Below are 12,845 nucleotides of genomic sequence, written 5' to 3'. Positions count from 1 at the left end.
GGTGCCTGCCGTCTTCATCCCACCCTCGGCCCTCTCCTCGGGAGAGGGTCCAGGGGCGGCGGCTGTGATCACGGTCGCCCCAGGTTCGGATCCGGTCAGGATCACCAGCCGGGTGCCCGGACCGTCAGGCGGCGGCCAGGCGGAACACCGGCCACCCGAGTTCGGTCCGCCACCGCTCGGAGTGCCCCGTGTCGCGCGGTCCGACCAGGTACGTCTCGTGGACGGGCCCGTCGACGCCCAGGGCGTGGGAGGCGACCCAGGCGCCCAGGCGGCCGTAGGTGACGTCGATGTCGTCGTGTGGCCCCCGGTGGACCGCGACGGCGAGGTCGGCGGACGGCAACTCGACAACCTCGATCCGGCCACTCCCGCGCGGGTCGCGAACCGGGCGGAAGACCGTCATGAGGCCGACGCCGTCGGTGAACAGTTCGTTGGCGTACCGCCCGCCGGGGGGCCCGGTGCGCTCGGCCGGCGGGAAGGCCTCGTCCAGCTCGGTCATCGCCGTGTCGAACCAGGCGAGCGCGTGCTCGTGCCGGACCTGGGCGCGGATGGCGACCACGGTCCGGGCGGGAACGGAACGCAGTTCGATCTCGGGTGCGGCGGCGTCCGGACGCAGTAGCTGGCGGAGCGACACGACGGCGGCTCGCGTGCGGTCCAGCTCGGCCTCAAGTCGCCGCAGGTGGCCCGCGACGAGTTCGGTGCGCCGTTGCGGGTCGTCGGTGGCGAGGATCGACTTGACCTCGGCCAGGGGCACGTCGAGCTGACGGAGCCGGTGGATGACCTGCGCGGTCGCGATCTGCTCGGGTTGGTAGTACCGGTAACCCGTGTGCGGGTCGACCACGGCCGGCGCCAACAGCCCGGCCTCGTGGTAGCGGCGCAGGGTTCGCACGCTCAGGTGGCTCATGGTGGCGAACTCGCCGATGGTCAAGCCTTTCCGCATCGTCACAGCATCCATCTCACACGACGTTCCGAATCTCCTGGTCAGTGGCGCTCCTGGGGTTGCTTGCTTCCGATGTGGGGCTCACGGTTCGATCGTGAGCCGGGTGATCAAGGAGCCGTCCAGGACGAACCGGTAGTGCAGGTCCGCAGAGCCACCCGGAAAGTCACCTTCCAGATGCTGCACCACATCGAAGCGTGCCTCACCCACCCGGTGAGCACCGACGAATTCCGTGGTGTACGTGTACCCACTACCCCCATTGACCAGCCAGTTTCGGACCTCCTCCGCCCCCCGGTAGCTACGGCCCTCATCCGTCACCACCGCGTCCGCAGCGAACGCGCTGGCCGCGGTCTCCGTCTCCCGGGCCTCATGCGCGGGGAGAAAGCCCCTGATCACCGCCGGCAGCTCCGGCCAGTTGATCGCGGTTCCTCGCTTCGAGTTCAGTTCCATGCCCCAACGATCAGGTCTCCCGCAGGGGGAGGGTCAACTCTCGGCGAGCCGGTCGGATCGGGTGTCATCCCAGGTCATCCGGTCTGCCCAGGGATGTCCAGGTCCGGTGCGGCTGGCTGGGTTGCTGTGCTTCGCTGCTGCACTTCCTCGGCGGCGTCGATGACGTTGCGGGCGGCGGTGGCCACGGTGCATCCCGATCTCCGGCAGATTGGGCAACGTCCGTCGGGTCCGGGTCGGTGCTCGCGCAGGACCCAGCGGGCGGTGAGGATCAGCCGGTTGCGGATCTGCGCCAGGGACAGGAACGGCGCGGTCATGCTCAGGTCACCCCGAGGGCGGCGGCGAGCTGAACGATCGTGGCCGGGGCGTGCCGGTCGCGGGCGACCTGGGCCACGATGTCGCGGGCGGCGGGGCGGTGGCGTACCTCCGCTGGTGCGGTGCGGTCGGCCTCGACCAGCGCGCGGGCGGCGCTGGCCGGGTCGTCGGCGTGCAGGTAGGCGCGGGCGGCGTCGAGCAGGTGCGCGGCCCGGTGCTCGGCGGGCAGCCACCGCCACCCGTCGCGCGCGACCGTCTTCTCGTGCCAGGCGACCGCGTCGTGGGCGTGGCCGAGGTCGAGCGCGGCGGCCACCCGGGCCAGGTCCACGGCGGTCGGCCCGAACGCGGTGCGATGGTGGTCGTGGCCGTCGCCGACGCGAGCGGCCATCGCGGCGGCCTCGTCGAGCAGGTCGGCGACCGTGCGGTCGTCGCCGTGGCGGGCGGCGGCCAGGGCCCCCTGCACCAGCAGCGACCCGCACAGCGACAACTCCGCCGGTGACGCGTCGTCGGGGTCCGGCGGGGCGATCCGGTACGCGGCGGCCAGCGCCGTCGACAACGCCGCCCGCACCCGACCCGAGGCGCGCAACACCTGACCGAGTTGCACCGTGGCGGCAGCCACCAGCACCGGGTCGCCCGTCGCGGTGAGCATCGCCCGGTCGGCGGCCAGCCAGGCAAGCTCCGCCTCGCCCAGCTTCACCAGCAGCGACGCGGTCAGCCGGTACGCCTCCACCACCGTCGCCCGACCCCGCCCCGGATCGTCGGCATGCGCGCGCTGCGCGCCGGCCAGCAGCTCCGGCAGCAGCTCGGCCACCCGCGGATACCGGGCGTACTGGAAGGTGATCCAGGCATGCCCGACATCGCGCGCCACCCGGTCCGCCGGCTCCCCCGGGCAGCCGACCACCGGGCGTCCCACCGCGATGTCGTACGTCGACAGCGCCTCCCGGATCCGCTCCACGCCCTCGATCCGCCCGGTCACCTCGGCGGGCCGGGCGTCGCGGCCCAGCAGCACCGCCGCGTCGATCCGCAGCACGGCGGCGACGTCGTGCAGGGTCGACACCCTGTCCAGGGACCGGACGCCCCGCTCGACCTTGTCCACCCAGCTCTTGGACTTGCCGAGCCGATCGGCGAACACCTGCTGCGACAACCTCCGCCGACCCCGCCAGTACGCGACCCGCCGGCCCACCGGCAGCGACTCAAGGCTGTCCACGACGCCACCGCCGGTCCGGTACGGCCTTGGTGGTCTCCTCCGCCGGTATCCGCTCGGCCTCGGCCTGCGCGAGGAGGCGTTGCTTGGCGGCCTCGTGCTCGTCCGCCTGGATCTGCTCACCCCGGCTCTGCGCCGGATCCCGCTTCTCACCACGCATCTGCTTCCCCTTGGGTAGGAGCGCGGCGGTGGTGCTCTGGGAAGGATCGACCACCGCCGCGCCGAACAGAGGGCGCGGCTGCTGGCCGGAGCGGCACGATATCTCGGTAGAGCGTGTCCATGTCGACCTCGACCCGGCGAAGGAAGGTCACGACTGCGCCCGGATCGAACCCTCGCCGGTCGAACCGAGTCATCGGGAAGCGCTGCCAGCGGACCTCTACTGGCGTCAACAGGTGCTGCGGGGTCCGGTAGCTCCCGCTGCCCTCGGTGGTGCCGCCGCTACCACCGGACCTCCTAGAGAGGCCGTCACCACCCGGCTCGGCGGGCGTATCGGTGCTCCGCTCCATGTCCCTCCGTCCTTCGCTGTCGACAGCGGCGCACGGCCCGAGCGCCGGACCGGCCTGCACTGGTGTGGCTGCTCTTAGGTCCGGTGCCTGCCTCTTCTCGTACGGCAGGACAAGAGGGCAGGCACCGGACTTGTGCCCCTCCTGGTGCGACCCGAGGACGAACACGACTCGCAGCTTAATCAACTATGTCTACCTGGTCTAGCCGGCTCGACATAGTTGATGCGGCTTTCTGAAAGTGATCTACTCGGGGGTGCGACCCGAGGAGTACAGATGCCCGCCAAGTACGAGCGGGTGGCCGAGGCCATCCGCGAGCAGATCCGGAGCGGCAAGCTCGCCGTGGGAGACAAGCTCCCGTCCACAGCAGAGCTGAAGGCCGAGTACGACGTCTCTTACGGCTCGATCCGTGGAGCCATGCTGGTCCTCAAGACCGAGGGCCTGGTCGAAGGCCGCCAAGGCGAGGGCGTTTACGTCAAGGCCAAGCCGGCGGACTGAGGCACGCGGCCCACACTAGAACGACTACCCCTGGCGGCGCTTGCCCTACCCATTCGCCGGCGATCAGCCACATCGCCATTGATGCAGTCGAGACATGGAGCGTCGACAAGTCGGCTCCCTAGAAGAAGGACGAGGCGGCTGCCTCGTGGTGCAGCGACCCTGGCGGTGGCCTGAGCTGCCGCACCGCCAGGGGGCACTGGCCTCGCTGACGGCAAACCGATACTGCATCCGAGTTCTGAATCTGAGAATGTGTGCCCGCACGAGTCGGACCGGCGTGGACGGAGCCACCACCCTTGATCATCCTGGACACCAACATCCTCTGGGGCGTAACGCTAGACAGCAGCACCGCCGATCTCCTCCGGGCTCTCAGGGCGGCCGGTGTCCGGGTCGCTGTCCCGTGGGTGGTCATGGAGGAACTGGCCTCGCAACGGGCTCTCCAGTACGCCGAGACGCACGACAAGGCGGCTTCGGCGCTCAAGGAACTGAAGCGGCACGTTCCGTGGGGAGGAGTGCCCAAGCTCGGCCAGGTCGACACGGAGCGGCATCGTAAGCACTGGCGGAACACGTATCGGCAGATGGTCGAGGTCATCCAGCCGAGCGCGGAGGTACTACGGAACGCGCTCTTCCGGGAGTCCAACGTCCTCGCGCCATGCAAGCGGGTCGGCGGCCAGAAAGGTGAAAAAACCGGCTCCCGTGATGCCGCGATCTGGCTGACCGCCGTCGAGTATGCACGCAAGCACGAGGACGACAAGGTCTACTTCGTCAGCACAAACACAAAGGACTTCGGCAACGGCACGGAGTACCCGGAGCCGATGAAGAGCGACCTCGCGGGCATAGAGGGCCGCTTCTTCCACCTCACCTCCATGGACGACGTCCTTAGTCGCTTCGCGAAGCAGGCCGACCCCGACCCGGAGTTCCTCCCCGCGCTCCTGGCGCGCGAGGAGACGATCGAATTGCTCGTGGACGCACTGTCCGAACATCTGCCGACGTTCGCCTCCAAGACCGACGATGGATGGCTGAACCCCCGCCTTACTTGCACCCGACTGGGGGACGGCGAAGACGCGGGCGAGGCCCTCTCCGGGCTGGGGTGGTTCAACACGCCCTCGCTCACCCTCGACGATGTATCGGACGAGAGTGCCCGCAGCATCGACGGACAGGACTGGTACATGGCCACGGTCCGGTTGTTCGCCACCGGCTTCATGGTGTTGGCCGGACCAAGCTTCATCCCCGCAGCGAACGCTCTAGAGGCCCGAGTACTTGTGACTCAGGACAAGACCGGCACACGCCCATCGGTCCTGCGATGCAAGCCGCCCCGGGCTCTCGACGCCGAGGAAGTCAGCCGGGTTCTGAACACATGGACCAACTGGCAGCAGGAGGTGGAAGCGTCATTCCCGCCCGACCGCCTGCCCAGGCAGGCCTCCGCCAAGACGAGCGCGCTTCCGCAGTCTGACTCATCAGCCGCAGCCCTATCCTTCTTGATCATGATGGCTGTCGATGCGTGGATGAATCGAAAAAGGTCGAAGTGAGGCAGCCTCCTGACCGTCGCAGCCCAAGGGCGGCCAGACCCGAGGTTTCCACCCGCTTCGCAGGAGTCTGTGCCAAGTCGGCCATGAACTTCTTGCCTTCGTCGCATCGCTGGCTGACCTGCTGCACCACGTCGCTGTACGGGGACACGATGAGCTGAAACAGCCCAGCCTCGACGCAGCCCAGCTCCATCCCGACGACCTTGGAGCCGATCCCCCCAATGGTTGTGCTCTGGCCTTCCCCACCCGCCTGCCTCGGTGCGCAGCGTGTTCGTGGCGACGGTTACCTGGCCACGGCTTGGCGTCGTCATCAGCTTCTCTCTGTAGCCGGTCTCTTCGGCCACCTCTCGCACGACTGCGTCGTACGGGTCATCGGCGTCTTCGACCTTGCCACCCGGCAAGGTCCAGTGCCGCTACGCCCGGTCCGGGGAAACGTATCGGGCCAGAAAAATGCGGTCATCGTCAATGCACAGCCGTATGCTGCGAGGCGAAGTTGCGAAGCCACAGCTACCAACCCTAGGTCAACCGTCAGGCATGAGCTGAGACGGACCCGTCAGCATGAGGTCGCCGTCCTTGACGACGGACCCGATATCGGACATGCGCCACGCTGAACCGGACGCACGCACTCGGCCAGCGACCGCGACCGCCGGGTGCTGGCATCGTTCGTTGCCTTCCGAACAACATTGATCGACAAGAACGAGCTAAGGCCCCTCAATTGAGGGACCTTGCGTTTGCCGTATTCAGTGTGGGCGATACTGCCCCAGGAAGCGGTGGTGCAGGTGGCCGGCGGGGACGTGGGCCAGGGTCCTGGGCGGCATCGACGAGCTGGGCGGCCAGGTAGAGGGCAAGCGACACGGGGGCGCAGTCATATTCAGCTCGCAGTTCCCGCCGCCGAGTTTGGCAGGGCCACTCTCCCGCACAACCGCCGCAGGACCAGGCCGGTTTGATCGGGTGGTGGGTGGTCATCGCGGGCCGTCCTGACTGGGCCAGTGGCCGCGGTTGATCGGGATGCGGTGGCGGCTTCGGCAGGGCAGGCTGCTTCCGCAGCGGCAGACATGTCGCCAGTGCCGCCATGACCAGACGGGCCGATGACGGCGGGCGAGGGTGAGCGCCACCGCCAGGACGTACTCGTCGTAGGAAACGCGCTTCATCGGCTCGCCGGAGCCGTAGGGGGCGACTCTTCGCCGCGTCAGCGAATCGGTAGGGAGCACTGCCGCCTCCTCGTGCCGCAGGTGTCCGGGGGCGTTGGATGCCCGATCACGGGGGATGCGCCGGGCACCCACGCCGGTGAGGACGGCCCACAGCGCCAACCGGGGGAATCGACCTCCTCGGCAGTCCCCCATAGGTACCGTTGGGTAGTGTCAAGGGCTGACGTAGGTGGTCTACTCGTGTTGCCAACCGAGGGGAACACCGTGCCACCGCGTTACCGCTACGAGCAGATCGCCGACGACCTCGCCGAACGCATCGCTAACGGCGAGTTCCCGCCGGGCTCCAAGCTGCCCAGCCGGCGCGAGTTGATCGAGCACTACGGCGTTACAGAGCCCGTGATCGACCGGGCCATGCAGGTGCTGCGCATCAAGGGCATGACCGAGACACTGCCCGGCGTGGGCGTCTTCGTCGCGAAGTAGTCCTCCTATAGTCAGTCCGCAACCCGCACGAAGAAGCTCCGAGCACTTCACCCATGTCTTTGGGGCGCACCAGGGCGCTGTCGCATAGATGACACTGATCAACAGGCAAGTGATCAAGCCTTCTTTCATGACGCGAGCCGTGCTATATCAACATAGGTGGAAGAGCCAAGTGGCCCGATCAACGACTCCCCCGAGGCCTTGCTGCGGGCCGAACACCCTGGAGACCTCTCCGGCAGAGAAACCTTCGGACGATACCGCTACCAGGTAAAGGTTGCGGTTTCGTACTGGCTGGCGAGCCAACTTCCGAAGGGCGGGCCGACAGCAGTCTTCCTAGAGCACCTCGAAGACGTCGCACTCGCCTACCCCAACAAGGCAGTTCTCGCACAGGTCAAGACGAGGAAGCCCGGGCGAAGCAAGTGGTCCTTCACGGATATTTGCGGAGAAAAGGGCGGCTTGGACTCGCTACTGCGGTCGTATCGCGCCGCATATCACCTACCAGTCGAGTTTCATTTGATCCTTGAAGGCGAGGCATCTACTCGTGGGCCAGGCAAGAGGTTTTTCGAGGATCCAGGATCAGCTGACGGAGACTGCCGCTCAGAACTGCGGTCCAAGCTCGGTGCATCCGACAGGGAGCTTGACGGGTGGCTGCCACGACTTAAGATTCGCCCAGGAAGCCCGAGGATAACGGAAATCGACAACCGCAACATTGTATTTCTTGCGGGATTGATTCCGAGGGCGCCGTATTATCTGATCGAACAGACTTACGTAAAACTCTTAACCGCAGCAGAGAATGCCCAGGAGGGCCAGCCTCAGTCGCTTCTTGAACGCATAAGTCTCAGCCTCATCGATCCCGGTCCAGACTATTCGGATTTCTCTGGCTTAACATCTGGGCAACTTGCAGACCTCTTGCCAGCTAAGCCGGCCAGCTTAGCGAGTCTAGGGATCCACGACGGCGCGATGTCCGACTTGGAGCGGAAACTGCGCCTCAACAACGCGTCGGACGTTACGATTAGACAGGCCAAAGAGGCTCGCGCCCTAGCAGACGCCAAGCGGCGCCTGCTGTTAAGCGGACCAACTGCAGAGGCCCGATACTACGATTCTCTAGCCAACTCAGTCCGAACAATGGCAGAGGTTCTTGCCGCACCGTTCAGAGACGACATGCTCTGCGCGGACCGAGTTTTCGCCAAACTGGTAGAGACCGAAGGAACACTTCGGCAATTCGACGGTTCAATGAAATTCAACGGCCCGCTCGAACTTGTTGGCGTCGTATGCCAAGAATCAGATGAATGTCGCTTCCCATGGCGGGTAGCATGACCACGAGAGAGGCGCTTCGCGCCACTGCTGAGGGCGAAGCACGCATCCTCTGCCTCATTGACGGGTTTAGCAGGGGCCCTAAGAAAGAACGCGCCCTTGAAGGCCGGACCAAGCTAGCCAAGCTGGATTTCCTGTTGCGCTATCCCCAGTACTTGGAGCGAGCGCTAGAGGCGATTTCTGCATCCGAGTCCTTAGGTGCCGACTCCGACGAAGATAGAGTGCCGCTTACCGAGCGAATGGTCCGCTACCGATACGGTCCGTGGGATCCACAATACTTCTCGATACTCGGCCGATTAATTGGCAAACGACTAATCGAGCCGATACCAGGACAGGGAGGATACGCATATCGTACCACTGCGTACGGACGACAGGTGGTGGAGCGTCTTGCGGATGACGAATCCTACGATGCGTTGATATCTCGTATAGAAATAATAAGGAAGAATTTTGACTGGAAGGGGAATCGTTTGAAGGATTTCCTCTACGAAACCTTTCCTGAGATTGCAGATTCAAAATGGGGTAGGTCCATCTAGTGGGTACTCTGAGAATAGATGAGCTCAATCTTGTCGGTGCCGGCCGCAGCCTCATGGCCTCCGCCGGCCTGAACGTTATTGCTGGGGACATTACGACCGGCAAGACCACTTTGGTCCGTTTGATGCGTGCCTTCCTGGGAGGCATACCGAAGAATCTTCCGCCTGAGACCACCCACATCGAGCGACTGGCCGGCCGCGTTACCACCTCTCACCGATCCTGGGACATCTCTAGACCCTTTGTCACGACGGACACAGCTCCTGTCGACATCTCGAACGAAGAGACTGCATATCGACTTCCGGCGGCGAGGCCCACCCGAGTCGAGCCGCGAACCTACGCCTCGTTCCTCATGGACGAAGCAGGAATTCCGTCCGTGCACGTGCCTTCACGCCGATCAAATAAGAATCCCTCAGCCAACATGACCCCGGTTAGCATCAATGACTGGCTAAACTACTGTATTCTTGCAGGCGATGAGATCGATGTCATGGTCTTCGGGCATAGAGACCCATTCCGAGACATCAAGCGGCGCTATGTTTTTGAGATCAACTATGGGCTTTACGACCCACAGGCCGCCCGAGTGACGGCCCGAATACGCGAGCTCGACCTTAAGGAGCAGGCACTTCGGGCCCAAGCCGAAGCCGCTCGGCTATTTCTAAGTAACACCCCCTTCGCTGATAGACGAGGGCTCGAAGAGAAGCTGGCTGAGGCTGAGGCAGAAAGACGGCTTCTGGCTTCACGCCAGGCGGCTTATCTGGATTCGGCTACGACACCCCATGAGGGTCTTACGTCCAGCATCTCCCGAGCACGCACACAATTGCTCTCGCGAGAAGATGAACTGTCTAGAGTGCGCTCGGAACAGAACCTGCTGCAATCACAGGTTCAGGACCTGAAGGATTTGAGGACGGAACTTATTGGGCAGATTTCACGTTTGAACCGGGCCATCGTTTCTGCAGAAACCCTTACCGACATCGATTTCGTCATCTGCCCGCGCTGCGGTCAAGACCTTGACAATAGACCTCTTGCTGACGCCAACCACTGCCGTCTCTGCCTCCAAGAGACCGTTCACAGCGACGACGTTAAGCCGTTGATCGTAGAGCTGAGCCGACTGCAGGCACAGGTCGAAGAGACTGATGAAGTGCTGCGCCATAAGCAGACTGCAATCGACGGAATGTCCTACGGCATAGCGCAACTTGCGTCAGAAGTCGAACGCCTACACACTAGTCTCGACTCCGCTGCAAGCTCTTTCATATCAAGGCATGCCGATGAGATTGCTGCCGCATCATCGGCGAAAGCATACGCAGATGCGGAGGTTGGGAAGCTCGAAGAATATCTGGACCTCTATGTAAAGCAGGATTTACTTACCCAAGACTTGGAGATGATTCGGCAAGAACGAGAGGAACTTGAGGACGAGCTAGCAGCGATCGACACATCAGGCGCGATGCAGAACGTTGCCTTGCTAGAAAAACGATTTGGCGAGTACCTGGAGAAGCTACACGCTCCACTTATCGACTCCCGACACCGCCCGGAGATTGATCGCACTACCTATATGCCGAAGCTTGGTAATCGAACGTTTGACAAGCTAAGCAGCCAAGGACTAGCGACCCTTGTTAACGTGGCCCACGCCCTCGCGCACCACACCGTCTCACTTGACCTAGGGCTTCCGCTACCGGCATTTCTCGTATTCGACGGCCTCAGCAGCAATATCGGCCACGAGAACTTCGATGCAGATCGCGTACGCGACATGTACAGACTCATCCTTGAGGTCTGCGAGCGATACGGTGACCGACTTCAAGTGTTTGTGCTTGACAATGTAGTGGAGCCGGTGGCCTTGCCATACCTCCGACTCCAGCTTACCCCGGAGAACAGGTTGATTGTCGTGTAGCTACCCTCTCCGCCATCCCGTGTGCCATCGACTCGCCTTCCTAGAGAGCGGGTCGCCACCCGGCCCGCCACGTCAAGCGCACCTTGACGCACGTTCGGGCGCTGGCGGGCCGGGCGGCGGTCTGCTCGGCTTGCCCGGGTCGATGGCAGGCGGGATGGCCTACCGCAACCACCCACGGACCGCGACCCGCCGACGGAGTCCCGGCCATCCTGGAGCCGGAGCGCCCCCGCCGGAGGCGCAGTAACCGCAGCCCCCGCGACCGCCACCAGCTCGCTCACGCGGCCGGCGTGCGCTCCCCTACGCCGCGCGGGTACTGGCCGCGCGGCCGGCCGGCTGCCGGCCCACACACCCGGTCAACGCTGCTGTCGTCATGCGGCGGCCACCAGAATTCCCGCTGTCCGCGCCAGCCGCCGGGCGTGTTGCGTGGCCGGCGTGGAGCGACAGCGGAGCCGCGCCCAGGCGGCGGCGCGTGCGGCCCGTCAAGGGCCGCCTTGATAGACGGACAGAAAGTCCTCCCACACAAGCCGGCAGCCGGCCGGCCCCGCACGACAATGGGGTCCGGGTTGCATAGGCCATCCCACCGTTTCGCCGCCGCCCTGCAAGGATGACGGCATGGACCGCTTCGATGGCCGGTGCTGGCTGGACTGGTGGGCGAACTCCTCCACCCTGCTCGGCAGCGTCGAGGTGGCCATCGTGATTGCCGCCGTCACAGGTGGCTGGGAGGCCGACGGTCGCCTGGTCAGCGAGAGCGACGAGGACCGCGAGGCGTTTGCATTCCTGTGCGAACTCGACCCCGTCTTCACGCTGCGATTCGAAGACGAGAGCGTTGTCGCCGTCACCGTGCATCCCACGGATGGGCATCGCTGTTTCAGCCTCACCGAGTACACCGGTCCCCGTCAGCGATCGGTCGTCAACCGCATGGCTCTACCTGATTGGCTCGACAGCAGTTTCACGGCACGTTGACGTGTCGGCGCCCGGTGCTACTCTGACCCTCGTCGAGCACGCCAGCGCGGCCTTCCTGCCGGATCGCTGGACTCGACGCCGGAGATGCCGGGCGGCCTTCCTGCCGCTGATGCAGGCCACGCGCCGTCGGCTCTCGATCTCGCCGGCCGATATGCCGGCTCCCCGAATCCGCTGAGCGGCCCAGCACGGCCTTTGCCTGCCGTCCAAGATGGCTCGGATTCGCTGATCTCCACGGGTGGGGGCAGCCTGCGGCAGCCCGCCGGATGTCGACATCCCAGGCTCCCCACCCGTGTCGGCCTCAGAGCCAAAACCACTAGCGCGAAAGGACATGCCCCATCGGCGGGAAGTGGCACGACCACGATTCCGCCCTCCGGCGTCAGCCGCCCTCTCGGCGGTGCCAGGAGACACGGCGAACACCACCAGCGGACCTACGTCCACGGCTGGTGGTGCTTCGTCTCCCGTTCCTGCCACCCCCGCAAGAGGAGACAGCCATCTTCACCACCTACCGCCCCGGTCTCGCCGCCGGTCGTGACGCCCAGGTCCTGCACCGCGCCGCTACGCCGGAGTTCTCCGGCTGGCTGGAGCACACCCGCCCCGCCGGCGGCTGCGCCCGACCGATCCGCCTCACCGGCACCATCACCGCCGTCGACCGCGACACCGGCCGAGTCCTGAGCGAGCAGCACACCGACGAACTGTCCGGCCGGACGCTCTACAAGGCGTGCGGCAACCGCCGCGAATCGGCGTGCCCGGACTGCGCCTGGGTCTACCAGGGCGACGCCTACCAAGTCGTCTGTCGCGGACTGACCGGCGGCAAGGGCATCCCCGTCTCGGTCGGTCGACACCCGGTCGTCTTCGCCACCTTCACCGCGCCGTCCTTCGGCCCGGTCCACCACCGCCACGTCCCACGCCACACCTGCCGCAACCGGCAGCGCTGCGACTGCCGACCCGCCCCCCTGCCGCGCCCGCAGCAACACCGGCACCTGCCCGCACGGGCAGCCCACCGCGTGCTTCGCCCGCCATGACGCCAACGATCCGCGGCTGGGCCAGCCGTTGTGCCTCGATTGCTACGACCACGACCACCAGGTCATCTGGAACTACTTCTCCGGCGA

The 12,845-nt window shown here is 65.2% G+C and carries 14 protein-coding genes and 3 pseudogenes; 9 read left to right on the top strand and 8 right to left on the bottom strand.

Annotated elements, in window-relative coordinates; translation table 11 throughout:
- Nucleotides 1-124: 124 nt before the first annotated feature.
- The 6 genes from LPU61_RS05110 to LPU61_RS31820 all read right to left on the bottom strand — a co-directional run bounded on the left by LPU61_RS05110 (nucleotide 125) and on the right by LPU61_RS31820 (nucleotide 3,406).
- Nucleotides 125-937: a MerR family transcriptional regulator gene (locus LPU61_RS05110; protein ID WP_229404267.1), complete on the bottom strand. Its 813-nt coding sequence runs from the start codon at nucleotides 935-937 to the stop codon at nucleotides 125-127.
- 81 nt (nucleotides 938-1,018) lie between these two features.
- Nucleotides 1,019-1,384, bottom strand: coding sequence for a nuclear transport factor 2 family protein (locus LPU61_RS05105; RefSeq protein WP_229404266.1), 366 nt, complete (start codon nucleotides 1,382-1,384; stop codon nucleotides 1,019-1,021).
- 74 nt (nucleotides 1,385-1,458) lie between these two features.
- Entirely contained in the window at nucleotides 1,459-1,698 is a 240-nt protein-coding gene (locus LPU61_RS05100) for a hypothetical protein (RefSeq protein ID WP_229404265.1), read from the bottom strand.
- 2 nt (nucleotides 1,699-1,700) lie between these two features.
- Nucleotides 1,701-2,903: a helix-turn-helix domain-containing protein gene (locus tag LPU61_RS05095; RefSeq protein ID WP_229404264.1), complete on the bottom strand. Its 1,203-nt coding sequence runs from the start codon at nucleotides 2,901-2,903 to the stop codon at nucleotides 1,701-1,703.
- Nucleotides 2,890-3,060, bottom strand: coding sequence for a hypothetical protein (locus LPU61_RS05090; protein WP_229404263.1), 171 nt, complete (start codon nucleotides 3,058-3,060; stop codon nucleotides 2,890-2,892). The genes LPU61_RS05095 and LPU61_RS05090 overlap by 14 nt, the downstream gene beginning before the upstream one ends.
- A complete protein-coding gene (locus tag LPU61_RS31820; RefSeq protein ID WP_374199596.1) occupies nucleotides 3,050-3,406 on the bottom strand; it encodes a DivIVA domain-containing protein in 357 nt (118 codons plus the stop codon). Before LPU61_RS31820 ends, LPU61_RS05090 begins: the two co-directional genes overlap by 11 nt.
- Nucleotides 3,407-3,676: 270 nt before the next feature.
- Here LPU61_RS31820 and LPU61_RS05085 point away from each other — a divergent pair, with 270 nt between their 5' ends.
- Nucleotides 3,677-3,898: a winged helix-turn-helix domain-containing protein gene (locus tag LPU61_RS05085; protein WP_074477664.1), complete on the top strand. Its 222-nt coding sequence runs from the start codon at nucleotides 3,677-3,679 to the stop codon at nucleotides 3,896-3,898.
- Nucleotides 3,899-4,191: 293 nt separating this feature from the next.
- Nucleotides 4,192-5,424 carry a PIN domain-containing protein gene (locus tag LPU61_RS05080; RefSeq protein WP_229404262.1) on the top strand — a complete coding sequence of 411 codons (1,233 nt, stop codon included), beginning with the start codon at nucleotides 4,192-4,194 and terminating at the stop codon, nucleotides 5,422-5,424.
- A 353-nt stretch (nucleotides 5,425-5,777) separates the two neighbouring features.
- Here the strand turns inward: LPU61_RS05080 and LPU61_RS05075 are convergent.
- A pseudogene (locus LPU61_RS05075) lies at nucleotides 5,778-5,822 on the bottom strand (hypothetical protein); the annotation flags it as partial.
- A 339-nt stretch (nucleotides 5,823-6,161) separates the two neighbouring features.
- A pseudogene (locus LPU61_RS31720) lies at nucleotides 6,162-6,387 on the bottom strand (flavin reductase).
- A 446-nt stretch (nucleotides 6,388-6,833) separates the two neighbouring features.
- Between LPU61_RS31720 and LPU61_RS05070 the strand changes: the two are divergent.
- The 7 genes and pseudogenes from LPU61_RS05070 to LPU61_RS31810 form a co-directional block, all read left to right on the top strand.
- Entirely contained in the window at nucleotides 6,834-7,049 is a 216-nt protein-coding gene (locus LPU61_RS05070) for a GntR family transcriptional regulator (RefSeq protein WP_229404261.1), read from the top strand.
- A 156-nt stretch (nucleotides 7,050-7,205) separates the two neighbouring features.
- Nucleotides 7,206-8,363: a dsDNA nuclease domain-containing protein gene (locus LPU61_RS05065; protein ID WP_229404260.1), complete on the top strand. Its 1,158-nt coding sequence runs from the start codon at nucleotides 7,206-7,208 to the stop codon at nucleotides 8,361-8,363.
- On the top strand, nucleotides 8,360-8,893 hold the full coding sequence (locus LPU61_RS05060; RefSeq protein ID WP_229404259.1) for a hypothetical protein: 534 nt from the start codon (nucleotides 8,360-8,362) through the stop codon (nucleotides 8,891-8,893). Before LPU61_RS05065 ends, LPU61_RS05060 begins: the two co-directional genes overlap by 4 nt.
- Nucleotides 8,893-10,773, top strand: a complete 1,881-nt coding sequence (locus tag LPU61_RS05055; protein WP_229404258.1) for a hypothetical protein — start codon at nucleotides 8,893-8,895, stop codon at nucleotides 10,771-10,773. The genes LPU61_RS05060 and LPU61_RS05055 overlap by 1 nt, the downstream gene beginning before the upstream one ends.
- Before the next feature lie 612 nt (nucleotides 10,774-11,385).
- On the top strand, nucleotides 11,386-11,736 hold the full coding sequence (locus LPU61_RS05050) for a hypothetical protein (RefSeq protein ID WP_229404257.1): 351 nt from the start codon (nucleotides 11,386-11,388) through the stop codon (nucleotides 11,734-11,736).
- 443 nt (nucleotides 11,737-12,179) lie between these two features.
- Nucleotides 12,180-12,758 (top strand): replication initiator, encoded by a 579-nt coding sequence (locus LPU61_RS31815; RefSeq protein WP_374199595.1) that lies wholly within the window; start codon nucleotides 12,180-12,182, stop codon nucleotides 12,756-12,758.
- A 28-nt stretch (nucleotides 12,759-12,786) separates the two neighbouring features.
- Nucleotides 12,787-12,840: pseudogene (locus LPU61_RS31810) on the top strand (hypothetical protein); the annotation flags it as partial.
- Nucleotides 12,841-12,845: the final 5 nt, after the last annotated feature.

The sequence above is a fragment of the Micromonospora sp. NBRC 110038 genome (assembly GCF_020884815.1).
Lineage (GTDB): Bacteria > Actinomycetota > Actinomycetes > Mycobacteriales > Micromonosporaceae > Micromonospora > Micromonospora haikouensis.
This window is presented reverse-complemented; position numbering and strand designations above follow the sequence as displayed.

Excerpts from the sequence above, each read along its gene's own strand:
- LPU61_RS05085 (WP_074477664.1), top strand. The coding sequence starts at position 3,677 with ATGCCCGCCAAGTACGAGCGGGTGGCCGAGGCCATCCGCGAGCAGATC.
- LPU61_RS05100 (WP_229404265.1), bottom strand. The coding sequence starts at position 1,698 with ATGACCGCGCCGTTCCTGTCCCTGGCGCAGATCCGCAACCGGCTGATC.
- LPU61_RS05060 (WP_229404259.1), top strand. The coding sequence starts at position 8,360 with ATGACCACGAGAGAGGCGCTTCGCGCCACTGCTGAGGGCGAAGCACGC.
- LPU61_RS31820 (WP_374199596.1), bottom strand. The coding sequence starts at position 3,406 with ATGGAGCGGAGCACCGATACGCCCGCCGAGCCGGGTGGTGACGGCCTC.
- LPU61_RS05050 (WP_229404257.1), top strand. The coding sequence starts at position 11,386 with ATGGACCGCTTCGATGGCCGGTGCTGGCTGGACTGGTGGGCGAACTCC.
- LPU61_RS05110 (WP_229404267.1), bottom strand. The coding sequence starts at position 937 with ATGCGGAAAGGCTTGACCATCGGCGAGTTCGCCACCATGAGCCACCTG.
- LPU61_RS05090 (WP_229404263.1), bottom strand. The coding sequence starts at position 3,060 with ATGCGTGGTGAGAAGCGGGATCCGGCGCAGAGCCGGGGTGAGCAGATC.
- LPU61_RS05105 (WP_229404266.1), bottom strand. The coding sequence starts at position 1,384 with ATGGAACTGAACTCGAAGCGAGGAACCGCGATCAACTGGCCGGAGCTG.